23 protein-coding genes are annotated in these 21,971 nt (G+C 52.4%); 19 read left to right on the forward strand and 4 right to left on the reverse strand.

All coding sequences use genetic code 11. The annotated features are described in order from the left end of the window. From B2Z72_RS17285 to B2Z72_RS17320, 8 genes are all read left to right on the forward strand, one after another. Positions 1-1,107, forward strand: a 1,107-nt coding sequence (locus B2Z72_RS17285) for a cytochrome ubiquinol oxidase subunit I (RefSeq protein ID WP_297005415.1), incomplete at its 5' end; no start/stop codon positions are given. A gap of 7 nt (positions 1,108-1,114) precedes the next feature. Next, on the forward strand, positions 1,115-2,257 hold the full coding sequence (gene cydB / locus B2Z72_RS17290; protein ID WP_349676757.1) for a cytochrome d ubiquinol oxidase subunit II: 1,143 nt from the start codon (positions 1,115-1,117) through the stop codon (positions 2,255-2,257). 46 nt (positions 2,258-2,303) lie between these two features. Continuing rightward, the gene (gene cydX / locus B2Z72_RS17295) at positions 2,304-2,414 is read left to right on the forward strand and encodes a cytochrome bd-I oxidase subunit CydX (RefSeq protein ID WP_296985140.1); all 111 of its coding nucleotides are present in this window, start codon (positions 2,304-2,306) and stop codon (positions 2,412-2,414) included. 14 nt (positions 2,415-2,428) lie between these two features. After that, positions 2,429-2,722 (forward strand): cyd operon YbgE family protein, encoded by a 294-nt coding sequence (locus B2Z72_RS17300; protein WP_296985139.1) that lies wholly within the window; start codon positions 2,429-2,431, stop codon positions 2,720-2,722. A gap of 141 nt (positions 2,723-2,863) precedes the next feature. Next, positions 2,864-3,244 (forward strand): rhodanese-like domain-containing protein, encoded by a 381-nt coding sequence (locus B2Z72_RS17305; RefSeq protein WP_296985137.1) that lies wholly within the window; start codon positions 2,864-2,866, stop codon positions 3,242-3,244. Between the two features lie 21 nt (positions 3,245-3,265). Further along, complete coding sequence (locus B2Z72_RS17310) at positions 3,266-3,808, forward strand: Tll0287-like domain-containing protein (protein WP_296985136.1); 543 nt, start codon at positions 3,266-3,268, stop codon at positions 3,806-3,808. Positions 3,809-3,829: 21 nt separating this feature from the next. Continuing rightward, positions 3,830-4,267, forward strand: coding sequence for an OsmC family protein (locus tag B2Z72_RS17315; RefSeq protein WP_296985133.1), 438 nt, complete (start codon positions 3,830-3,832; stop codon positions 4,265-4,267). Positions 4,268-4,399: 132 nt separating this feature from the next. Continuing rightward, positions 4,400-5,242 carry an ion channel gene (locus tag B2Z72_RS17320; RefSeq protein ID WP_296985132.1) on the forward strand — a complete coding sequence of 281 codons (843 nt, stop codon included), beginning with the start codon at positions 4,400-4,402 and terminating at the stop codon, positions 5,240-5,242. A gap of 87 nt (positions 5,243-5,329) precedes the next feature. Here B2Z72_RS17320 and B2Z72_RS17325 read toward each other — a convergent pair whose 3' ends face one another. Continuing rightward, on the reverse strand, positions 5,330-5,665 hold the full coding sequence (locus B2Z72_RS17325; protein ID WP_296985131.1) for a TraR/DksA family transcriptional regulator: 336 nt from the start codon (positions 5,663-5,665) through the stop codon (positions 5,330-5,332). A 284-nt stretch (positions 5,666-5,949) separates the two neighbouring features. Between B2Z72_RS17325 and B2Z72_RS17330 the strand changes: the two genes are divergently transcribed. Beyond that, on the forward strand, positions 5,950-7,074 hold the full coding sequence (locus B2Z72_RS17330) for an HD domain-containing protein (RefSeq protein WP_296985129.1): 1,125 nt from the start codon (positions 5,950-5,952) through the stop codon (positions 7,072-7,074). A gap of 21 nt (positions 7,075-7,095) precedes the next feature. On the opposite strand, the gene B2Z72_RS17335 is transcribed toward B2Z72_RS17330, so the two are convergent. After that, a complete protein-coding gene (locus B2Z72_RS17335) occupies positions 7,096-7,512 on the reverse strand; it encodes a CBS domain-containing protein (protein WP_296985127.1) in 417 nt (138 codons plus the stop codon). A 98-nt stretch (positions 7,513-7,610) separates the two neighbouring features. Between B2Z72_RS17335 and B2Z72_RS17340 the strand changes: the two genes are divergently transcribed. The 5 genes from B2Z72_RS17340 to B2Z72_RS17360 all read left to right on the forward strand — a co-directional run bounded on the left by B2Z72_RS17340 (position 7,611) and on the right by B2Z72_RS17360 (position 12,552). Then, complete coding sequence (locus B2Z72_RS17340) at positions 7,611-7,910, forward strand: late competence development ComFB family protein (RefSeq protein ID WP_296985125.1); 300 nt, start codon at positions 7,611-7,613, stop codon at positions 7,908-7,910. Between the two features lie 133 nt (positions 7,911-8,043). Next, positions 8,044-9,081 carry an NAD(P)H-dependent flavin oxidoreductase gene (locus B2Z72_RS17345; RefSeq protein WP_296985123.1) on the forward strand — a complete coding sequence of 346 codons (1,038 nt, stop codon included), beginning with the start codon at positions 8,044-8,046 and terminating at the stop codon, positions 9,079-9,081. Positions 9,082-9,409: 328 nt separating this feature from the next. After that, entirely contained in the window at positions 9,410-10,351 is a 942-nt protein-coding gene (locus tag B2Z72_RS17350) for a lipase family alpha/beta hydrolase (RefSeq protein ID WP_297005417.1), read from the forward strand. Between the two features lie 258 nt (positions 10,352-10,609). Further along, positions 10,610-11,560, forward strand: coding sequence for a lipase family alpha/beta hydrolase (locus B2Z72_RS17355; RefSeq protein WP_296984333.1), 951 nt, complete (start codon positions 10,610-10,612; stop codon positions 11,558-11,560). Then, a complete protein-coding gene (locus tag B2Z72_RS17360) occupies positions 11,560-12,552 on the forward strand; it encodes a lipase secretion chaperone (RefSeq protein WP_296984331.1) in 993 nt (330 codons plus the stop codon). Before B2Z72_RS17355 ends, B2Z72_RS17360 begins: the two co-directional genes overlap by 1 nt. Positions 12,553-12,571: 19 nt before the next feature. On the opposite strand, the gene B2Z72_RS17365 is transcribed toward B2Z72_RS17360, so the two are convergent. Next, the gene (locus B2Z72_RS17365) at positions 12,572-13,360 is read right to left on the reverse strand and encodes an inositol monophosphatase family protein (RefSeq protein ID WP_296984330.1); all 789 of its coding nucleotides are present in this window, start codon (positions 13,358-13,360) and stop codon (positions 12,572-12,574) included. 38 nt (positions 13,361-13,398) lie between these two features. Next, positions 13,399-14,067: an arylesterase gene (locus B2Z72_RS17370; protein ID WP_296984329.1), complete on the reverse strand. Its 669-nt coding sequence runs from the start codon at positions 14,065-14,067 to the stop codon at positions 13,399-13,401. Between B2Z72_RS17370 and B2Z72_RS17375 the strand changes: the two genes are divergently transcribed. The 5 genes from B2Z72_RS17375 to B2Z72_RS17395 all read left to right on the forward strand — a co-directional run bounded on the left by B2Z72_RS17375 (position 14,048) and on the right by B2Z72_RS17395 (position 21,877). Continuing rightward, on the forward strand, positions 14,048-14,788 hold the full coding sequence (locus B2Z72_RS17375) for an ABC transporter ATP-binding protein (RefSeq protein ID WP_296984328.1): 741 nt from the start codon (positions 14,048-14,050) through the stop codon (positions 14,786-14,788). The genes B2Z72_RS17370 and B2Z72_RS17375 overlap by 20 nt on opposite strands. Continuing rightward, a complete protein-coding gene (locus B2Z72_RS17380) occupies positions 14,785-17,265 on the forward strand; it encodes an ABC transporter permease (protein ID WP_297005419.1) in 2,481 nt (826 codons plus the stop codon). The genes B2Z72_RS17375 and B2Z72_RS17380 overlap by 4 nt, the downstream gene beginning before the upstream one ends. 34 nt (positions 17,266-17,299) lie before the next feature. Further along, positions 17,300-18,274 carry a CobW family GTP-binding protein gene (locus tag B2Z72_RS17385; protein ID WP_296982638.1) on the forward strand — a complete coding sequence of 325 codons (975 nt, stop codon included), beginning with the start codon at positions 17,300-17,302 and terminating at the stop codon, positions 18,272-18,274. Positions 18,275-18,314: 40 nt separating this feature from the next. Continuing rightward, complete coding sequence (locus B2Z72_RS17390; RefSeq protein ID WP_296982639.1) at positions 18,315-19,040, forward strand: substrate-binding periplasmic protein; 726 nt, start codon at positions 18,315-18,317, stop codon at positions 19,038-19,040. 206 nt (positions 19,041-19,246) lie between these two features. Further along, on the forward strand, positions 19,247-21,877 hold the full coding sequence (locus B2Z72_RS17395; protein ID WP_296982640.1) for an ExeM/NucH family extracellular endonuclease: 2,631 nt from the start codon (positions 19,247-19,249) through the stop codon (positions 21,875-21,877). Positions 21,878-21,971: the final 94 nt, after the last annotated feature.

Genomic DNA, 21,971 nt, shown 5'->3' on the forward strand with positions numbered 1-21,971 from the left:
ACCATGCGTATGGAAATGACCAGCTTTGCTGAAGTACTTTTCAACCCGGTTGCTCAGGTTAAATTTGTTCACACCACCTCTGCCGGTTATGTAACAGGTGCCATGTTTGTGCTGGGTATTTCCAGCTACTACATGCTGAAAAAACGCGATCTGCCATTTGCCCGTCGTTCATTTGCGATTGCTTCAAGCTTCGGTTTTGCTGCGATTCTTTCCGTGATTATTCTTGGTGACGAATCCGGTTACGAAATTGGTGACGTACAGAAAACCAAACTGGCTGCCATTGAAGCGGAATGGGAAACTCAGGAAGCGCCCGCGGATTTCACTCTGATTGGCTTCCCGAGCCAGGACGATATGGAAACTCACGGGGCGATCAAAATTCCGGGTGTACTGGGCCTGATTGCTACCCGCTCGCTGGATGAAGAAGTGGTCGGTATTAAAGATCTGCTGGCTGAACACGAAGAACGCATTCATCGCGGTATGGAAGCTTACGGCCTGCTGGAAAAAATGCGCGCCGGTGATAAATCTGAACCAACCGTTGCTGCGTTTGATGCATTAAAAGACGACCTGGGTTACGGCCTGCTGCTGAAGAAATACACTGAAAACGTGGTCGATGCGACTGACGAGCAGATCAAAATGGCTGCCAAAGACAGTATTCCTCAGGTTGCCCCTATGTTCTGGAGCTTCCGCATTATGGTGGCCATTGGTTTCCTGATGCTGCTGATGATTGCGACTTCTTTCTGGTCCAGCATCCGTCACAACATGGAACAGAAACCATGGTTGCTGAAAGCGCACCTGTGGGCCATTCCATTGCCATTCCTGGCATGTGAAACCGGTTGGTTTGTGGCGGAATTTGGTCGTCAGCCATGGGCGATCGGTGAAGTGCTGCCGACTCATCTGGCGGTATCCAGTCTGACCATGACCGATCTTTTCCTCAGCCTGGGCAGCTTTATCGCACTGTATTCCCTGCTGCTGGTGGCAGAGATTTATCTGATGTTCAAATTTGGTCGCATGGGGCCTTCTGCTCTGCATACCGGCCGTTATCACCATGAACAGAATGCCTCTGGTGCTTCCGCTGCACCGGCTCAGGCAGTAAAAGATCCGGCGTAAGGAGCAGATCATGGATTATGAAGTTTTAAAAGTTATCTGGTGGGTGCTGATCGGTGTACTGCTGATTGGCTTCGCCGTCACCGACGGCTTCGATATGGGTGTTACTTCGTTGCTGCGTGTGGTCGGTCGTACCGACTCTGAGCGTCGGGTAATGCTCAACAGTGTGGGTCCGCACTGGGATGGTAACCAGGTGTGGTTTATTACTGCCGGTGGTGCCATTTTCGCTGCGTGGCCTGTGGTTTATGCCGTTGCTTTCTCCGGTTTCTACTGGGCTCTGTTGCTGGTTCTGTTCGCACTGTTCTTCCGTCCGGTGGGTTTTGAATACCGCTCTAAAGTGGAAGATCCACGCTGGCGTGGTGCCTGGGACTGGGGTCTGACCATTGGTGGTGCTGTACCTTCGCTGGTGTTCGGTGTGGCCTTCGGTAACCTGCTGTTAGGCGTTCCTTTTGGTATCGACGAGTTTATGCGTTCAACCTACACAGGTTCTTTCTGGGCACTGCTGAACCCGTTTGCTCTGGTGGCCGGTCTGGTCAGTCTGGGTATGCTGGTGATGCACGGTGCGACGTATCTGCAGATGCGTACAGCCGGTGATCTGCATGAGCGTGTGCGTAAAACTGCGCTGCTGATGGCGATTGTTGTGACCGTACTGTTCGCTCTGGCGGGCGTGTGGCTGGCAATGGGTATCGATGGCATGGTGATCACTTCAACTGCAGTTGATCCGGGTGGTGTTATCACTCCGCTGGATAAAGTTGTGGAAGTACGTGAAGGTGCCTGGCTGTCTAATTACAGCGAATATCCGATCACTATCCTGGCGCCTGTGGTTGCATTTGCAGGGTTGTTGCTGACGGCCGCTATGTCTGCGGCTAACCGTGGCGCACTGGCATTTGTCAGCAGCTCACTGGCGATTGCCGGTATCATTCTGACTGCCGGTGTCAGTCTGTTCCCGTTCGTGATGCCATCCAGTACCAACCCATCTCAGTCACTGACTATGTGGGATGTGGTATCCAGTGAAATGACACTGAATATTATGTTCTGGGTTGCCATGGTCTTCGTACCGATTGTGCTGTCTTACACAGCCTGGGGTTACTACAAAATGCGTGGCCGTCTGACCACAGATTTTATCGAAGACAACAAATACAGCACTTACTGAGTGGCTTTAACAGGTGGCGGGTAAGCCCGCCACTGAGGAGAAAATTATGTGGTACTTTGCCTGGATTTTAGGTGTTCTGCTGGCGTGTTCTTTCGGTATTCTGAATGCCATGTGGCTTGAGAATAACGAGGACTTTGACCGCGATGCGGATAAATAAGAGTAAGGGAGCGTATGAGCGCACCTGACTATAAAGCGTTCGGCCCGCTGTATGCGGGCTGGGCCCGTTTCCTGTCTCTGGCCGGTTCGTTCGCACTGGCTGTTCTGCTGATGTTTACTCAGCACGATCCCTGGATCAGCTATCCTGTTGTTGACCGTATCCTGCTGTTGCTGACATTTGTCGGTACCGGAGCCGGTTTTGTGCACGGCCTTGGCTATGTTCCTGTGCTTAAATTCTTTCGCCTTCTGTTCAGCCCCTATGTTGGCTGGCCACTGATGCTGGCCGGTATTTTATGGTGGGTCAGCTGAGCGCAGAGTGAAGCGCGGGTGCGACAAAAGATACGGTAAATGAAGCTGTCACAGAGGTGTTATTTCTGTATGCTTATCTGGTAATTTAAATGTTGGTTTAACCGACGCTTTGTCGTCACAGAAAAACAACAGGAGATAATTATGGCTCTGAGCAAAGAAGATCTTTTGAAAGCAGCGGGCGAGTCGGTTAATCCGGTCGATGCCGCAGCAGCAGAAGCCTTGTTACAAAAAGGTGCGGTTGTACTCGATGTACGCGAGCCTGCCGAATTTGATATGGGGCATTTACCGGGTGCCGTTAATGTTCCGCGCGGTGTTCTGGAATTCCGTGTTGGTGATCATCCGGCACTGTGTGATCCGGCTGCTGAAATTCTGCTGTATTGCAAAAACGGCGGGCGCAGCACGCTGGCAGCGCATACTTTAAAACAGATGGGCTTCGACAATGTTCGCATGCTGGTGGGTGGCTTTGATGGCTGGTCCGGCTCTGTGCACAAAGTGGAAGTCGATCCGAGCATGTATAAATAATTAGCAGGGAAGGTTCTGATTATGCGTTATCTGATGATGGCAGTGGCATTAAGTGCCGGCAGTGTTCAGGCGGCAGAGGTGGATGTATTAACCGCAGAAGCACGTCAACAGGCTCAGGCTTTGGGTCAGTCGCTGATGAAAACCCTGAAACAGGGAATTAAAAGCTCGGGTCCGGTGGAAGCAATCGGTCTGTGTAATGTGCAGGCACCGGCCATTGCCAGTCAGCTCAGTCAGGGGGAATGGCAGGTGGGGCGCACGGCACTGAAAATCCGCAACCCCGGCAATGCACCGGATGAGTGGGAAACAGAAACGCTGAAATCCTTTGATGCGCGTATCAAAGCCGGCGAAAGCCCACAGATGATGGAAGCGACACTGCTGTCAGATAACGAATTCCGTTATATGAAAGCGATTCCCACCAAACCGCTGTGTGTTACCTGTCATGGTGCGGAATTAACTGAGCCAGTCAAAGCCCGTTTATCTGAACTGTATCCTGACGATGCAGCGACCGGATTCAACGTTGGTGAACTGCGCGGTGCATTTACTCTGACCAAAACACTGCAATAAACAGCAGGTAGCGGAGGCTGAATGTCTGAGCATATTATCCATGTGAACTGGGCGCGCGCAGGTGAGTTCTCCCATGAAGGGTTTGAACGTCGTCATGATATTGAATTCAAACCACAGCTGAGCGTTCCTGCTGGTGGTGCGGGCAATGATTTCGGTGCCGATCCGGAACAGTTGCTGGCCGCTGCGATGGCCAGTTGTCATATGCAGACCTTTCTCGCTCTGGCGGCGAAAAAGCGTCTGCAGGTGAAATCCTACCGTGATACAGCCAGCGCTGAAATTGCTCAGCGCGAAGACGGTAAATTCTGGGTGTCGGTCATTCGTCTGACACCGAAAGCTGTTTTCACGGGTGAAAAAATTCCTGATGAAGCGGCAATAAAAGCCATGCATGAAAAAGCGCATGATCATTGCTTTATCGCCAACTCAACCAGCAGTGAAGTGATCGTAGAACCACAGTTCTGAAATCTTCATCTGGTGCAATAACATTGCGGATAATCTGCCACAAAACCCATATTCTGGTTTAAGCTGGAATATGGGTTTTTTATATTCTGGTGTTGTCACCGCAGAATTACACAGCGTACGGGATGTCTGGCCATGATGGTGTCTATTTCCAGTGTTATTGGTTTATCCGGCGTGGATGTCCGGGAAAATGCCCGGGCGCGAATGGTCGGGCGTTATTTCGAATGGCCGATGATCGGTATTGCTTTGTGGATCATCTTTGAATGGTATCTTGAAGCGCAGGCGGATAAACCACTGCCGTTTGCTTACATCACTGACTGGTTTTTGTGGGCCTTTTTTCTGCTGGAAACCCTGATTCTCAGCGCCCTGGTTGATAATAAAAAACGCTACCTGATGACCAACTGGAGCAATCTGGTGATTGTGATCGCCGGTATGCCTCTGCTGTGGGAATACCTGCCTTATGCCGGCGGTTTGCGTACGCTGCGTCTGCTGGCGATGTTCACCATGCTGATGAATATGTCCGGCAGTTTTCAGAAAATTATGGGGAAAAATCACCTCGGCCCTACGCTGATGGTGAGCTTTATTATTATCGTGATGGCCGGCACTCTGATGGCGGTAATCGATCCGAATGTGGATACTCCGCTCGATGGAATCTGGTGGGCCTGGGTGACGGTGACGACGGTTGGCTACGGCGATATTGTGCCGGGATCCACCGCCGGGCGGTTATTCGGGTCTGTGCTGATTCTGATGGGGATTGGCTTGTTCGCCATGATGACTGCCAGTTTTTCTGCTTTTTTTATGCAACGTGAAGAAGAAGATCTTTTTGATAAAGAACGTCTTCATGCTCAGCAGCTGGAAAAAATGGAAGTGCGCATGGAGCAGCTGGAGAAGAAGCTGGATCGTTTACTGATTATGGCGCTGGAAGCTGAGCGGGCACAGCTGGAAAAAGGCCGTGACCCGGAAGCAGGGGAACGCTGATGATCTGAGTCAGCAGGCGCCGGACAGTAATGTCAGCCGCAGCTGATGACTGTCCGGTTGCCATAGCATGGCTTGTTCAACTTTGGATTACTGAGCTTGTGTTGAGGCGCACTTTACGCACAGGGTTGTGTAAGGCACTGCGGCCAGGCGTTCAGCGGCAATGTCTTCACCACAGGCACTGCATTCACCGTAAGTTCCTGCCTCAATACGCGCCAGCGCCGCTTTAATCTGGTTGATTTCATTCACCGATTCATCCGCAATGGCGCGCAGTACGTCATCGTTTTCGCGCGCGGTTGCCTGCTCAGCAAAGTCCGCCGGTACCGCTTCATCCTGATGGCTGGCATCCCGGGCAGTTTTATCCGCACGTGCTTCAAGAACGGCCTGTCGATCCATAAGTTGTTGTTTTATCTGGCTGATATCCATACATCACCTGTTTTTGTATTAAGGGGGGTCTTGCCTGTGCCTGAATGTCAGGTATAGCTGTAGTCAGGTTCAGGCTTACATTAAGGGCTACTTTCAGGCTATGCCTGTGACTGTAACCCCGCATTGATATGCGTCATACATAGAATTAAATGCTTTGGGCAAAGCTTCCACTGACGGCTCTGGCCTGTGGTATGTTTACTTGATTGACGCAAAAAAGGGTCTGCCAATTCTGCCGGCGTATTAAGTCTGGTGGTGGGGCAGCCCCTCAGAACCTGGAAACCGTTATGCATGAACCGCTAGAACTCAAAGATCCATACGCTGCATTGGGTCACTCCATGCAGTTTATTGAGCGGCTGGAACATCTGTACCGTGTGCTGCGTGAGCAATATGAGGGCATTCAACGTTTTGCTCTGGCGCTGTACAACAGTGATGATGATCAGTTATCGACGTTTATTTATGAGAGTGACTTTGCTTCCCCTCTGCTGGGTTACTCTGTGTGCCTGGGTGATGTGCCATCGCTGAAGCATATGGCCGATACTCATACCGTGCGTGTGGTTCCGGATATGCGTGTATTCCGCGGTGATGTTATGTCAGAGCATACTGAGGCGCTGCTCAGTCAGGGCTATCGTTCCAGCTTCAGTATGCCGCTGTACCACGATGGCCGGCTGATGGGTTTTCTGTTTCTGAATTCTACCCGCATGGAGTATTTCGATCCGGCGAAGCTGGCGTACTGCAACATATGGGGCCATCTGATTGGCCAGCAGCTGATCCGCGAGCAGGATGCTGTGGAAAAGATGCAGGGACTGGTGAGCTTTGCTACGGACGTCACCGGTCGCCGCTCCATTGAAACCGATTCGCATGTCCGGCGGATGGCAGCGTACGCGCGTATTATCGGGCGTGAGCTGCAGGCTCAATGGCAGCTGAGTGATGCATTTATTGAATACCTGACCTTATTTGCGCCGTTGCACGATATTGGCAAGGTCGCTATCTCTGACAGCATTCTGCATAAAAAAGGCGGGCTGACAGAGGCGGAATTTGAAGAAATGAAGCGCCATGTGACGGTGGGTCGCGACATGGTGGATCAGGCTATTTCTCATTTTGCTCTGGGCGATATGGAGCACAGCGAGATGCTGCGCAATATCGTCGAATATCACCACGAAAAACTGAATGGCAGTGGCTACCTTGGCTGTGAAAATGGCGAAGTACCACTGGAAGCGCGGATTATTGCTGTTGCCGATATTCTTGATGCTTTGTTAAGTAAGCGCAGCTACAAGGAAGCCTGGCCGTTTGATCGGGTACAGGAAGAAATGCAGCGCATGGCCTCATCCCATGAACTGGATCAGGCCTGCGTGGCAGCGGTGATTAAGCACCGTGCCCGCATTGATGAGATCTGTCAGCGTTATCCGTAACGCTGGCGGAGTATTTCATGCTCAGTCGAGCAGAATAATCGCCAGACGCAGAAAGTCCTGGGAGGTCAGCAGGCCGCTCAGGCGATTATTTTCATCACACACCAACAGGCAGCCGTGGCGCTTCTCTTTCAGCTTACGGCCGGCCTCTGCCAGTGTCATGGTCGGTGCGACCTGCAGGTAATTGGTTTCAGCACAGTCACTCAAAGGCGTTTTTGCCAGATATTCCTGCAGATGGTGCGCACCAAATTTATCGGTGATGCGGAAAGCCTGAGCCAGAAACTCCTTCTGTGTCAGCATACCGGCAATGCTGCCATCGTCGTTCACAACCGGAATATGGCGGATCTGGTGCTCCTTCATCAGCTTCTCTGCATCCTGCAGGCTGTTATCCGGCTTCAGGGTCAGTAATTCCCGTGTCATCAGGTCCTGCACCAGTTTCATAAACGTATCCTGTGGCTGTGAATCCAAGTGGTTTGCTACAGCTAAAGTAAAGCAGGAAATTGCGGAAGTGCTACGCTTAGCAGAGCGAAGGAGGGACTATGAGCATCAATAATCACATCCGTAATTATTATGAGCAGCTGGTGGCTGAGGAAATACTGCGCACCATGGCTGGCCATGAACGCATTAACGACGTCGACTACCTGGCGGATATCGCCTGTGTTGCCCTTAATCGTCTGCCAGCGCGGTATATCCGCTTTGAAGTCGATATGGCGTTTTACATGACGCCGACGGAGCTGGCAGAGAACACTGACGCGGTAAAAACGGCAGTGAAAGACGCCATTGCCTTCGTCAATAGCCACCGGCGCGACCCCATCGGCGATACTGCTGTCGCGCAATAACACACACCTTCAGCGGCAGTTCCGCCATCTCAGATTGGCGCTGCCGTGCCAGGACTCGCCAGCCGGGTCTTCTGTCAGTAAAATGACTGTTATCTTTTAGTCACTGCTGCTGTTTTTAACAGTCAATAATCCTATGAAAACCCGTATCACTGAACTGCTGGGGATCGAAGCCCCGTTGATTCTGCCCGGCATGAGCTGGATCTCCACTCCGCAGCTGGTCGCCGCGGTGTCCAACGCCGGAGGGCTGGGCATTCTCGCCAGTGGCCCGCTGACGCCAGAGGATACCCGTGCCGCCATCCGCGAAATCCGTGAACTGACAGATAAACCTTTTGGTATCGGGGTGACCCTGTTGATGCCCGGGGCCAAAGAGAATGCCGAAGTGGCGCTGCAGGAGCAGGTGCCGGTGATTAACTTCTCGCTGGGTAAAGGTGACTGGCTGGTAAAACGTGCCCATGAATACGGCGGCAAGGTGATTGCTACCGTGGTATCTGAAAAGCACGCACTGTCTGCTCAGGCAATCGGTGCTGATGCCCTGTTGGTAACCGGCCATGAAGCTGCGGCCCACGGCGGTGATGTCACCTCACTGGTACTGGTACCAGCCATCGCCGCAAAAGTGGATATCCCGGTAATCGCAACCGGCGGTTTCGCTGATGGCCGCGGCCTGCTGGCGGCGTTATCGCTGGGGGCTGAAGGTATCGCCATGGGCTCGCGCTTTGCCACCAGTCTTGAATCCCCCTTGCATGCCAATACCAAGCAGGCCGTGATCGAGCGTGGCGAGCAGGATACGATTTACTCAAAGAACTTTGACGGCCTGTGGGCGCGGGTCATGAAGACGCCGCGTTCACAGAAAGAGACCCGTCGTCCGATGAATCTGATCAAGGCGTTTATCGAGGCAACCAAAGCCGCACGTATCGTTAAACAGCCGGTGTGGAAAATCATGCTGGGTATGCTGGCAATGATGGATAAGATTCTGCTGCTGGCCTACTTCGGTGCCAGTGTGCCACGCCTCAAGGCTGCCACCATTGATGGTGACCTGAACAAAGGTGTGCAGTTTATTGGTCAGACTCAGGGTCTGATCAGTGACGTGGTCACGGTAGAAGAAATTGTCCGCCGTACCTTGGCGCAGGCGCAGAGTCTGCATGCGCAGCAGACGTCGCTTTTCACTCAGTAAAATCCAATACTGAGGCAGCCACTTAATATTGCCAGCCCGGCTGAACGCCGCGGTTGCTGCACGATCAAGGCCTGACAGAAACACTCTGTCGGGCCTTTTTTATGTACGTATGTACGTATATAACTACAGAATTCAGTCTCTGGTATGGGGCTTTGGGGTTGGCAAGTTAGCTGGCCTGTATTGTCGGTACGTATGTCTCACTCCGTCCTGTACATCCCATTGGACCTTTCTAGACTGTGCCCGCTGACCGGCACAACAATAAATGCCAATGCACGATGCGAACTCCTTTAGCGGAGTTGATGAATAAAAATAATAACAGGACGACAATATGAAAAAATTAATGACGATCGCCGCTCTGCTGAGCATGACACTCAGCTTCCATGTCTCAGCCATGTCTGCTGCTCCGGAGACTGGTTATACCGAAACCCGCTATCCGATTGTGCTGGTTCACGGCTTTCTTGGCTGGGATACCATGCTGGGCATTGATTACTGGTATCAGATAACAGAAGCGTTGCAGGAAGGTGGTGCGGACGTTTATGTGGTTACCGTTCCCAATGCCAATACTCCGGAAGTACGCGGCGAAGAACTGATTCCGCAGATTGAGGAAATTCTGGCATTAACCGGTGCGCAACGGGTGAATCTGATTGGTCACAGTCATGGCGGACCGACTACCCGCTATGTGGCGTCTGTCCGCCCTGAGCTGGTGGCATCTGTTACCTCGGTTTCCGGTGTGAACAAAGGCACGCCGATCGCCGATACACTGATCGCCACAGCGGAGGATTCTGCGGCATTTGATGCCATCTTCGGTGGCATTGTGAATCTTGCTGCAGAAGCGCTGAACCTGATTTCCGGCGCTGACTATGATGATGTGAACGCTATGATCGCCATTGCCTCAATGACCTCTGAGCGCGCGGTGGTGTTCAATCAGCAGCACCCCGGAGGCATCCCGGACAGTGCCTGTGGCGAAGGCGATTACGAATATAACGGCGTACGTTATTACTCTTGGGCGGGTGCTGATCCGACTACGGTTGCGCTCGACCCTATGGATCTGATTACCGTGGCATTCAGCCAGTTTTTCCCCGAAGGGCAGGTCAACGACGGCTTTGTTGGTGCCTGTGACGCGCATCTGGGGATGGTGATCCGCGATGATTTTGTGATGAATCATCTGGATGAAATCAATCAGTTCCTTGGTTTACATGATATCAACGAGACCGACCCGGTCGCTGTTTACCGCACCCATGCCAATCGCCTGAAATCTGCGGGCCTGTAACGTCAGTCTGATCAGTTTTGACTAATTATTTCAGGGGCAGAGCCGTTCGCTCTGTTCCTGAGGTAATGTCTTCAGGCTGTCCTGACTTGTCCTATGGTAGCGGAGAGATTCCACTAAAATCGTACGACTCATGCATAACCCGGAGCCTGTCGTCCCGGATAAATTATAAAAAGCATAACAACCGATAAAAAACTCTGAAGATAAACCCGATAACAATTAAAAAATAAAAAGAAAAATAAAAACAACAGGCAAATAATAATGAAAAAAATAATTGCTGCTGCAGCGCTTGGCGCCGCTCTGACTACGACTCTGTTTTCTGTGCCGGTAATGGCGATGTCGGAAACACCACAAACCGGTTATACGGAAACCCGCTACCCGATTGTACTGGTGCACGGTTTTCTCGGTTTTGATTCAGTGCTAGGCATTGAATATTTTTATAAAGTGGCTGAAACCCTGCAGGAAGATGGCGCCGATGTGTTTACCGTAGCGGTTTCCAATACGAATTTTCCGGAATATCGCGGAGAACAGTTATTGCAACAGGTAGAAGAAATTCTGGCGATCACCGGTGCGGAAAAAGTAAATCTGATCGGCCATAGCCATGGCAGTCCGACCAGTCGTTATGTCGCTTCGGTACGACCTGATCTGGTGGCGTCGGTTACCGGTGTTTCCGGGGTGAACAAAGCGACGCCGGTAGCGGATACGCTGATGGAATGGTCTGAAAATCAGGCGGTTTTTGGCGCCGCGTTTGATGCTGCTATTGGCACTCTGTCTGCGGCTGTTGATTTTCTTTCCGGTGCCAATCAGGAGCTGGACGTCATGGCTTCCGTAGGTTCTATGACCACTGCGGCAACAGAAGCTTTTAATGCACAGCACCCCGGTGGCATTCCGGCAACAGACTGTGGCGAAGGCGATTATGAATATAACGGCGTGCGTTACTACTCCTGGGCAGGTGCTGAGTCTGTCACCAATCTGCTCGATCCGCTGGAATTTGTTACCGCCACATTCGGTACTTTCTTCCCTGAAGGTGTTGCCAATGATGGCTTCGTCGGTGCCTGTGCTGCCGGACTGGGCATGGTGATCCGTAACGATTTTGCTATGACGCATCTGGATGAAATCAATCAGTCACTGGGTATTCATGATCTGCAGGATACTGACCCGCTGACTGTTTTCCGTACTCACGCTAATCGACTGAAGAACGCAGGACTCTGATGATGAAGCCATTGCACGGTGCCATTGCTCTGACCATTTGCGGAATTGCTATCTGGGCTGTGGGTATGCTCACTGAACCTCAGGTGCGGGTCGCTTCTGAACATGCGACAGAGGTGATGACAGGGCAGGTTGCCGTGCTGGCTTCTTTTCATCAGGATGATCAGACAGACATTAAGCTGAACGAATTGAAAACATTCCGCGGTGCCAGTGCTGATGGTTTATTGCGAACGGATCTGCAGGGCAATCTGATCATAGATATGGCGCTGAAACGCTGGATTGATTTTTATTTGTCTGCCCGCGGGGAATTACCTCTCGACGATATTATTGCGGCGATGCACAGTGAAATTTCGCAGTTAATACAACCGGGTCAGCAGCAGGCAATGACGTTGCTGGATAATTATCTGGGCTATCTGGCGGCTCTGGGTGAATACGATGAACAAACCGGCCAGCGTCTCGCCGGAGCAGACTTTGATGCCATGGCTGCGCGTCTGCAATGGCAGCAGAGATTGCGCCGTGAATGGCTGCAGCCCGACGTTGTTGAAGCATTTTTTGCCGAAGATGAAGCCATCGACAGCTACACCCTGGAGCGTATACGCGTCGCCCGTGCCGGTGGTGATCCGGCGGGTGTCTCTGATGACGTTCTGCCACAGAATATCCGTGATATGCGCGAACGTTCCCGCTCCGTTATCAGTATGCGCAGCAGCGAAGCGGATATGCGCGCCGCAGGTGCCGGCGATGATGAAATTCACAGCTGGCGGGTGGCAACCTTTGGTGAAGAAGTTGCGCAGCGTTTAGCAGCAGTGGATGAAAAACAGCAGGCCTGGCGTGAACGCCTGCGAGAATATAAAAAATATACCGACTCTCTGGCGGTACAGCAGTTAGGCGACACTGAGCGTGAGCGTCTGTTAAATGCCTACAAAAACCGTTACTTCAGCCCTGCTGAAATAAAACGTATTCCTGCCGCATTATCTTTGCTGGCGTCTGATGAATAACCATTTCAGAACAGGCAGATTAATCAGCATCCGCCTGCTGTAACAGTGATTTTATCGGCTCAAACAGCGCAGGCACACTGATCAGAATATTTTCACTCCAGATCTCCGGATTTTCTCCGGCGGGTGGCTGATGAAAGTGGCCAAACTGCGCACCGGCTTCCCGGGCAATTAACTGCGCCGCGGCAAAATCCCAGGGTTTTACCGTTTCATAGTAGGCATCCAGGCGTCCGCAGGCGACCCAACAGATATCCAGTGCGGCGGAACCCAAACGCCGCAGATCAGCACACTTTTCCAGTATGTATGACAGACGGTTAATTAACTGCGGAATCGTATTTTTATGGTAAGGAAAGCCGGTTGCGACAATAGCGCGGCGTAAATCTTCAGTTGCAGCACAGTGAATATTTTCACCATTTAACCATGCGCCGGCACCTTTTTCTGCGCTGAAGGTTTCTTCCAGAAACGGGTTGTGTACCACCGCCAGCTGCGCCGACCCTTTATGGTAATAAGCGATGGAAATTGCCACCTGCGGATGATGGTGTGCGTAATTTACCGTGCCATCGATAGGATCGATAATCCATAAATGCTCATGGTTGGTATCGGCATCCGGAGCCAGTTCTTCCGACAGAATCTGATGATCCGGATAATTGCTCTGAATACTGTCGCGGATAATCTGGTCGGCGGCCACATCGGCCTGAGTCACCAGTTCATCACCGCCTTTAAAACGGATATCCAGCTGGCTGCGCTGACGACGGATTTCTTCTCCGGCTGTGGTTGCCAGCGTTGTTAAAAAATCGAGTTTGACTGACATAAACACTCTCTGCTGTGTTGATTTACGACTGCTCTGAGTTACTGACTGGCGCTGCTGCGCCACTGCTGTACTGCCTCAAGGACAGGTTTCATGATCAGCGGCTGAGCTTTTTCGGTCGGATGAATGCCGTCATCCTGCAGCATGCCGTCCTGCAGAATAAACTCCGCCTGAACAAAAGGTACCAGCGGAATATTTTCCGCCTCACTGACTTCCTGATAGAGCTTACGGAAGCCTTCGGTATAGCGCGCGCCATAATTAGGCGGTATCTGCATACCGAGCAAAATCACATCGGTACCCGCCTGTTGGGCGCTTTTGACCATACTTTGCAAATTTTTACGAATGTTCTGCAAAGGCATGCCACGCAGCGCATCATTGCCTCCCAGCTCCAGAATCATCAGCTGTGGTTTGTGCTCCGACAGCAGGTCTGGCAGGCGATTGCGGCCGCCGACGGTGGTATCGCCGCTGATGCTGGCGTTGACGATCTTAAGCTGCGGAACATCCTGTTCCAGCGCATTTTGCATTAATGCCACCCAGCCCTGTTGCACAGGGATTCCAAATCCGGCACTAATGCTATCTCCTACAATCAGAACAACAGGTTCTGCCCGGGCAAGCGCCGGTAACAGCAGAACCATAAGCAACAGATTTTTCACATTGGTTAATGGCGAATTAAACAGACGACGGATTTTTATGCTGGCAGATAACGACACAGGCAATACCACTGAATATGCTCTCCGGATTCAATCTCTGACGAAAACCGTAGCAACCGGTTCCCAGAAGCTGACCATCTTGCAGGGCGTCGATATTGATATCAAGTCGGGTGAAAGCGTTGCCATCGTCGGCACGTCAGGCAGTGGTAAGTCGACTTTGCTGGGCATTATGGCGGGTCTGGATCTGCCGACCTCCGGTGATGTGGTCTTACTCGGGCAGTCGTTATCGCAGCTGGATGAAGACCAGCGTGCTGCAGTCAGAGCCTCCGGTGTGAGCTTTGTGTTTCAGAATTTTCAGCTGCTGCCAGGCTTAACTGCGTTGGAAAATGTCATGCTGCCACTGGAAATCCGCAGTGAAAAAAATGCCCGTCAGCAGGCGGCGGAGCTGCTGCAGAAAGTGGGTCTGGGTGAGCGCCAGTTGCACTATCCGGCGCAGTTATCCGGTGGCGAGCAGCAAAGGGTAGCGATTGCCCGGGCGTTTGCCGGTCATCCCAGAATTCTGTTTGCCGATGAACCCACAGGCAATCTCGACAGCAATACCGGACGTCAGGTGGAAGACCTGTTGTTTGAGCTGAATAAGGCCCAGGGCACAACGCTGATTCTGGTCACCCACGATGACCGTCTGGCGGAACGCTGTCAGCGCTGTGTGCATATGCAGGGCGGCGTGCTTGAAGAACGCGCTGCTGATGCCAGCCACAGCCGTCCGGAGGAACGCCTGTGATCCTGCGTATGGCCAGCCGCCTGTTGTGGCGGGAAGCGCGCAGTGGTGAACTCAGTCTGATTCTTGCCGCTCTGCTGATTGCTGTGATCTCGACCACCGCCATCGCGCTGTTCAGTGCCCGCCTCGAACTGGCAATGGAAGCCAAATCCAACGATATGCTGGGTGCTGATCTGCGTCTGCAATCGACCTCTGAACCGGATCCGGCATGGCGCGAAGAGGCGCAGTCTCTGGGTCTGAATACCGCCCGGATTCTGACCTTCCCCTCGGTGGTGCTGTTTGGCGATGAGATGACGCTGGCGGCGGTTAAAGCCGTGGACGATGGTTATCCGTTACGCGGCACCCTGAAAGTAACTCAAGACGCACAACAGCCCGGACAGGCCATGAGTCATGGTCCGTTGCCTGGTGAGGTCTGGGTTGAACCCAGACTGCTGGCACTGCTGGGTGCGGCTGTTGGTGATCCACTGGAACTGGGCACATCGGTCTTCACGGTAAGCGGCATCATCACTGAAGAAAGTGACCGCGGAGGTAATTTCTATAATTTATCGCCGCGGCTGATGATGAACTGGCAGGATCTGGATGGCACCGGACTTACCGCGGCCGGCAGCCGTCTGCGCTGGCGGATTCTGGTCAGCGGGGATGCTGATGCGATAGAGCAGTGGCGTGGTTTCCGTGAGCTGCTGCCGAACCAGAAGTTTGAATCACTGGAAGACGGCAATCAGGCGGTGTCGCGCACGCTCGACCGCGCCAAACGCTACCTCGGCATCGCGGCGTTGCTGTCTGTGGTGCTGGCCAGTGTCGCGGTGGCGATCAGCGCCCGCCGTTATGCTTCGCGCCATTTTGATATCAGCGCGCTGATGCGCACTTTTGGTCTGGCCCAGCGACAGGTGTGGAGTATTTATGCCTGGCAGCTGGTGATGCTGGGCGTCTTCGCCACTGTTTTGGGGCTGTTACTGGCCGCGGGTCTGCAGACCCTGCTACTGCATTTACTGGCTGGTGTGGTGCCTGCGGATCTGCCACCTGCACCTCTTTCGGCCTGGCTGCTGGGCGCCAGCTCAGGTCTTATAACCCTGCTCGGATTTGCGTTGCCGTACATTATGCCGTTGGCGCGGGTGACGCCGCTCAGAGTGCTGCGCCGCGATCTTGAGCCTGTGCCTCTGGCCGGCTGGTTCGTCACCGTACTGGCATTGGCGGCGCTGACTCTGCTGCTGTATCTGTTTACTGACGATCTGCCCCTGACGCTGGGGATGATGGGCGGAGGCAGCGTATTGGTGCTGCTGATGCTGGTGCTGCTGGTGTTACTGATCCGTTTTCTGCAGCGTCGTTTTGCGCAGAAAACATTACCTCTGGTTGTGCGCTTCGCCTGGCAGCATATCAGCCGTAACAGCCGCCAGAGTGCCGGCCAGATTCTGGCGTTTGCGCTGACGCTGATGGTCATGGTGGTGATCGGTGGGCTGCGTACGGATCTGCTCGCCGACTGGCAGGCCAGCCTGCCGGAGAAAGCACCGAATGTCTTCGCGATTAATATTCAGAATTACGAAGTGGATGATTTCCGTGCCACGCTGGAGCAGAACGGACTGCAGCATGAAAAGCTTTATCCCATGGTGCCGGGACGTTTACTGACCATTAACGGTGTCAGTGTGCAGGAGCTGAATGTGGCCAAAGACCCGGCGATTAACCGCGATCTGGCGCTGACCGCCGATGCTGATTTGCCGGATTCCAACGAGATTGTTGAAGGCAGCTGGGACAGCCTGAACAACGGCACGATGGAAGTGTCGATGGAGCAGCGGCTGGCTGAACGCCTGGGCGTGGCCATGGGCGATAAACTCGGCTTCAATGCCGGTGGTCAGGCGTTTGAAGTCACCGTCAGCAGCATCCGCACCGTCGACTGGACGGCGATGACGCCAAACTTCTACATGATGTTCTCGCCGGATGTTCTCGCAGCGCTTCCGGCCAGCTACATCACAAGTTTCTATTTACCACCACAGCAGCAGGCATTGCTGACCGCCATGATCCGCGAATATCCGGGCGTGACGCTGCTCGATATTCAGGCCGTGCTGAGTCAGATTCAGACTCTGTTGCAGCAGGTCTCGCTGGCGGTTGAGGTGATTCTTATTTTCGTATTGGCGGCGGCATTGCTGGTAATGCTGTCCTCTCTGGTGGCGGCAATGCCGGAACGCCTGCGTGAAGGTGCTGTGGTGCGTACCCTGGGCGGGGATTCAGCCTTTCTGCGTCGCAGTCAGCTGACGGAATTTGCTCTGCTGGGCGGATTCTCCGCCTTGCTGGCACTGGCTGGCAGCGAGGCGGTGTGCTTCGCGCTGTATGCCGGTCTGTTGGATATTCCGTATTCCGGTCAGGGTTGGGTCTGGTTGTGGCTGCCATTTGCTGCCGCGGCCGGGCTGGCGCTCCCCGGTATGTGGCTGATGCGCCGTACAGTGAATGTTGCGCCGCTGAGTGTATTACGGGATTTATCTGATTAGTGTTACTCTATAACAATTCTTGCTGGAGTAACCCATGATACGTACGCATCTGATCACCGGATTTCTGGGGGTGGGTAAAACCACCGCCATTCTTAATCTCCTCAAACAAAAGCCAGAGGATGAAAAGTGGGCCGTACTGGTTAACGAGTTTGGCGAAGTCGGTGTTGATGGTGCAGTGCTGCAGAGTCAGGGCGCCGTGGTAAAAGAGATTCCCGGCGGCTGTTTATGCTGTGTCTCCGGCCTGCCTTTTCAGATCGGCCTGAATATGTTGATCGCCAAAGAAAAACCGGATGTGCTGCTGATCGAGCCCACCGGCCTTGGCCATCCGCGCAATATTCTCGCCACCCTGAGCAACGAGCATTATCGCGATTTACTCAGTCCGGGCGCGAATGTCTGCATTCTGGATCCCCGCCACATCAGTGACAGCCGCTACACAGGTAATGATGTTTGGGTGGATCAGATTCAGCTGTCGGATGTGCTGGTGGCCAATAAAACCGATCTGGCTACGGAAAAAGACCGTGCAGCGTTTGAGCACTTACTGGCGGACAGTCAGCCGGCAAAATCGGCCAGCGCCTGGACCCGGCAGGGCGAGATGGATATCCGGCTGTTGCAGTCTGAATATAATCCTCAACGTGTTGCTCAGCATCCCCATGCTCACGATCATCAGCATGCCAAAGACAGCCTGTCACCGCAGGTGGCACTGGCGGAAAACGAAGATATTTTATTATTGGAAAATTCTGGCCAAGGGCACTTTTCTGTTGGTTGGTTAATTACGGACAAGTGGGTGTTTTCGGCAGAAAAAATCCGCAGCTGGTTGGGTGGTCTGGATGTCGAGCGGGCAAAAGGTATTGTGATTACCGATGAGGGGCCACTGGTGATTAATATGCGTGACGGGGTATTAACCGAAATGCCGACCCGCCAGCCGGATGAAAGCCGTATAGAGCTGATTGCTGCTGAGTTATTGGATGGCCATAACTTACAAAATCACTTGTTATTGATGCGGGTATAATAAACAATTCGTTTTTACATATTCAGGGTGTGGCCATCTTATGCGTTGGTGGGCTTTATTGACCTTTCTTTTCAGTGTTCAGCTCTTTGCCGAGACACTGGATGTTGCTGCAGAAGATGCCTGGCCACCGTTTTCCGATGCCAGTGGTAATGGCTATTCGCGGCAATTAGCAGAAGCGGCCTTTAAATTATCCGGCATTACACTGAATGTGCAGACGGTTCCCTACGCCCGGGCCCTGAACATGACCAAAGGCGGCAGCGTTGACGCCTGCTGGAATGTGACCCGCCAGCCCAGCACAGAAGTAGATTATATCTTCGGCAGTGTGCCGTTATTTCAGGCCGCAGCGTCTTATTTTTATAAACGCGGGCAGGCAAGGGATTTTCATCGTCCGGAAGATATTCCCGATGGCACCCGGGTCGCGGTTATTAACGGCTACGAATATGGTCAGGAATTTGAGCACAATAAAAAGCGCTTTAAGTTGATTGAAGTGTCCAAACAAACTCAGATGCTGGCGCTGTTACTGAATGACAGGGTAGACGTAGCGATTATGTTTGATCATGTTTACGACTATATTATGTCCAGCCAGTTTCTCGATAAAAGTGCTTACGAAAAAGGCTACACCAACCACATCAGCGATATTTATATTGCCTTCAGTCGCCAGAATGAATCGTCCAGCCGCTATGCAAAACTGCTGGATGAAGGTTTGCTGAAATTAAAAGAAAGTGGTGAGTACGATCGTATTATGAACTCAGCTCCGGTGATCTGAAGCTGAGCAGATGTTCGCTGCGGATACTCATGGCGTCAGTAAGAGTTCTCTCCCCTTTGTCTGTTTTTCCTGTTTACCTTTCCTTTGTCATTAAACTGCAACCGGTCTGTCACCTGAAATCACTCAAGCAGTAATAAAAAATAAAATTATCTGTAACAAGTTCCGGGCTAAATGGCCCATTACAATAAAATGTATTGGGGATTTGTATGAAGATTTTATCTGCATCGGCAGGGATGCTCACCGCACTTTCAATAGGTGTTTCAGCTCACGCCGATCTTGTGATTAACGAAGTGGATGCAGATCAGTCAGGGACTGATACCGCTGAATTTATCGAACTGTTTGATGGCGGTGATGGCAATACATCACTTGATGGCTACTCACTGGTATTTTTTAACGGCAGCAGCGATACAGCTTATGAAACGGTAGCGCTGACCGGCTACAGTACCGATGCCGACGGGTATTTCGTCGTGTGTGGTGATGCCAGTGATATCAGCGACAGTTGCGATTATACGCCGGGTGTCAGTATTCAGAACGGCGCTGATGCTGTGGCACTTTATCTGAATAATTCACCGGCAGCGGTGACCACAGAAGGTCTGGCAGATGCATTGGTATACGACACCAACGACGCTGATGATGCCGGCCTGCTGCCATTATTAAACAGTGGCCAGTCACAGGTGAATGAAGGCGGGTCGGGTAACAAAGATGGGCATTCCATGCAGCGTTGTGCCAATGGTTCCGGTGGTGCGCGCAATACCGATTCTTATACTCAGGCTGCTCCTACACCGGGTGCCGCAAACAACTGTGCTGCGCCTGTTGAGCTGGGCGCCTGTGGTGAAACAACGCAAAGCGCATATCATCTGATCAGTGCCGTGCAGGGCGAAATTACCGACATTAATAACGACCGCAGCCCACTGTATGGTGAAACTGTGATTGTCGAAGGTATTGTTACCATGGACAAGCAGGGCGGTAATCTGGCGAACGGTGACAGCTCTTATCAGTACAGCGGTTTCTGGCTGCAGGAAGAAGATGCCGATAGTGATAATAACCCGGCGACTTCTGAAGGTGTTTTTGTTTACAACTACGCAAACGCCGTAGCCGTAGGCGATAAAGTTCGTCTGATGGCCAGCGTCACTGAGTACAGTGGTGTTACGCAGTTAAATAGCGTAGAGGATCTCAGTATTTGTTCTTCTGATAATGAACTGCCTGCTGTAACTCAGATCACACTGCCAGTCAGCGGCCTGGAAGAGTGGGAAGCGCTGGAAGGTATGCTGGTCAGCAATAATCAGAACCTGGTGGTCAGCGACCTGTACGGTACCGGTTATGGCTTCGGTAATTATGGTCAGTTCGTTGTTTCGTCAAAGCTGCATTTTCAGGGTACTGAAATTGCTGAACCCGGCAGTGAAGAAGCACTGAATGCTGTCATTAACCGCGCAATGGATGTGCTGTTAATTGATGACGGTGTGTCTGCAGCCTATCCTGACTTTATTCCTTTCCCGGATGACTCCGGATTTTCTGCGGATAACCCGATGCGGATCGGTTATTCCGTGGTGGACGTTACCGGTGTGATGCACGCCTACTACGAAAACTACACCATTGTTCCCGATGAGCTGACCATTGACCCGACCAATCCACGTACGGCTGAGCCTGTTATTGCTGCCGATGCTGATCTGGTGATCGTTGGTATGAACGTTCTGAACTACTTTAACGGTGATGGTGAAGGCGGTGGCTTCCCGACGTCGCGTGGTGCCGCTACCGCTGAAGCGTTTGAGATGCAGAGCGATAAAATCGTTGCAGCACTGGATGCTATGAACGCTGACATTATCGGTTTAATGGAAATCGAGAATGATGGTTTTGGCGAGCTGAGTGCAGTTCAGACGCTGGTCAACGAACTGAATGCCGTGCAGGCGAGCGGTGATGAGTACAGCATTGTTAACCCTGGCAGTGCGAATATCGGTACCGATGAAATCAGTGTGGGTCTGATTTACCGCGCTGATAAAGTATCGTTGGTGGGATCAGCTGTGGTTCTCGACAGTTCCAACTCACCATTGGATGAAGATGAAAATCCGCTGTTTATTGATAATAAAAACCGTCCGTCACTGATTCAGAGCTTCAGTGTTAACGACAGTGTATTTACCGTATCGGTTAACCATCTCAAGTCCAAAGGTTCAGCCTGTGACGAACCTGACGAAGGTTCTCTCGGACAGGGCAACTGCAATATCACCCGTACCAAAGCGGCTCAGGCGCTGGTGCAGTTTCTGGCAACCGATCCAACCGGTTCCGGCGCAGATGATTTCCTCATCCTGGGCGACCTGAATGCTTACAGCAAGGAAGATCCGATGCAGGTGTTCTATGATGCTGGCTTCACTAACCTGAAGTACACAGAGGCATCTACCGAAGAGCAGCCATATTCATACTCTTTCAGTGGCTTCCTTGGCAGTCTTGATCACGCACTGGCAACCAGTGGTCTGAGTGAGAAAGTGGTGAGCGTCGATGCCTGGCACATCAACTCAGTCGAAGACAGCCTGATGGATTATGAAACAGAAGAAAATGGCCAGAGCTACCGTTCAGTCGATAACTATGCTGCAGCGGATGCTTACCGTTCTTCCGATCACGATCCGATTGTTGTAGCACTTAAAATGGCGGCGGATACCAATCCTGCTCCGGTCGATCCTGCGCCTACCGAACCATCACCAACAGACCCATCGCCTGCAGAGCCGGGTGATGACCAGTCCGGCAACGATGATGCTGACGCAGGCGGCAGCAGTGATGGTGGTCCGTTCAATCCACTGTGGCTGTTACCGCTTGGTCTGATTGCGATGCAACGTCGTAAGATCTGACGCAGCAGCAATATCAGGGCTTCAGGAATACAGGATGCTCTGATATTCGGAGACGGAAAAGCCGGCGACTGCCCACTGCTGTCCCACAGTTTAA

This window comes from Thalassolituus sp. UBA6592 (genome assembly GCF_002433655.1).
In the GTDB taxonomy this organism is placed as follows: domain Bacteria; phylum Pseudomonadota; class Gammaproteobacteria; order Pseudomonadales; family Oceanobacteraceae; genus Venatoribacter.

What these genes read in the sequence shown, in the direction of transcription:
- cydX (WP_296985140.1), top strand. Translation starts at nt 2,304, where the DNA reads ATGTGGTACTTTGCCTGGATTTTAGGTGTTCTGCTGGCGTGTTCTTTC.
- B2Z72_RS17300 (WP_296985139.1), top strand. Translation starts at nt 2,429, where the DNA reads ATGAGCGCACCTGACTATAAAGCGTTCGGCCCGCTGTATGCGGGCTGG.
- B2Z72_RS17305 (WP_296985137.1), top strand. Translation starts at nt 2,864, where the DNA reads ATGGCTCTGAGCAAAGAAGATCTTTTGAAAGCAGCGGGCGAGTCGGTT.
- B2Z72_RS17310 (WP_296985136.1), top strand. Translation starts at nt 3,266, where the DNA reads ATGCGTTATCTGATGATGGCAGTGGCATTAAGTGCCGGCAGTGTTCAG.
- B2Z72_RS17315 (WP_296985133.1), top strand. Translation starts at nt 3,830, where the DNA reads ATGTCTGAGCATATTATCCATGTGAACTGGGCGCGCGCAGGTGAGTTC.
- B2Z72_RS17320 (WP_296985132.1), top strand. Translation starts at nt 4,400, where the DNA reads ATGATGGTGTCTATTTCCAGTGTTATTGGTTTATCCGGCGTGGATGTC.
- B2Z72_RS17325 (WP_296985131.1), bottom strand. Translation starts at nt 5,665, where the DNA reads ATGGATATCAGCCAGATAAAACAACAACTTATGGATCGACAGGCCGTT.
- B2Z72_RS17330 (WP_296985129.1), top strand. Translation starts at nt 5,950, where the DNA reads ATGCATGAACCGCTAGAACTCAAAGATCCATACGCTGCATTGGGTCAC.
- B2Z72_RS17335 (WP_296985127.1), bottom strand. Translation starts at nt 7,512, where the DNA reads ATGAAACTGGTGCAGGACCTGATGACACGGGAATTACTGACCCTGAAG.
- B2Z72_RS17340 (WP_296985125.1), top strand. Translation starts at nt 7,611, where the DNA reads ATGAGCATCAATAATCACATCCGTAATTATTATGAGCAGCTGGTGGCT.
- B2Z72_RS17345 (WP_296985123.1), top strand. Translation starts at nt 8,044, where the DNA reads ATGAAAACCCGTATCACTGAACTGCTGGGGATCGAAGCCCCGTTGATT.
- B2Z72_RS17350 (WP_297005417.1), top strand. Translation starts at nt 9,410, where the DNA reads ATGAAAAAATTAATGACGATCGCCGCTCTGCTGAGCATGACACTCAGC.
- B2Z72_RS17355 (WP_296984333.1), top strand. Translation starts at nt 10,610, where the DNA reads ATGAAAAAAATAATTGCTGCTGCAGCGCTTGGCGCCGCTCTGACTACG.
- B2Z72_RS17360 (WP_296984331.1), top strand. Translation starts at nt 11,560, where the DNA reads ATGATGAAGCCATTGCACGGTGCCATTGCTCTGACCATTTGCGGAATT.
- B2Z72_RS17365 (WP_296984330.1), bottom strand. Translation starts at nt 13,360, where the DNA reads ATGTCAGTCAAACTCGATTTTTTAACAACGCTGGCAACCACAGCCGGA.
- B2Z72_RS17375 (WP_296984328.1), top strand. Translation starts at nt 14,048, where the DNA reads ATGCTGGCAGATAACGACACAGGCAATACCACTGAATATGCTCTCCGG.
- B2Z72_RS17385 (WP_296982638.1), top strand. Translation starts at nt 17,300, where the DNA reads ATGATACGTACGCATCTGATCACCGGATTTCTGGGGGTGGGTAAAACC.
- B2Z72_RS17390 (WP_296982639.1), top strand. Translation starts at nt 18,315, where the DNA reads ATGCGTTGGTGGGCTTTATTGACCTTTCTTTTCAGTGTTCAGCTCTTT.
- B2Z72_RS17395 (WP_296982640.1), top strand. Translation starts at nt 19,247, where the DNA reads ATGAAGATTTTATCTGCATCGGCAGGGATGCTCACCGCACTTTCAATA.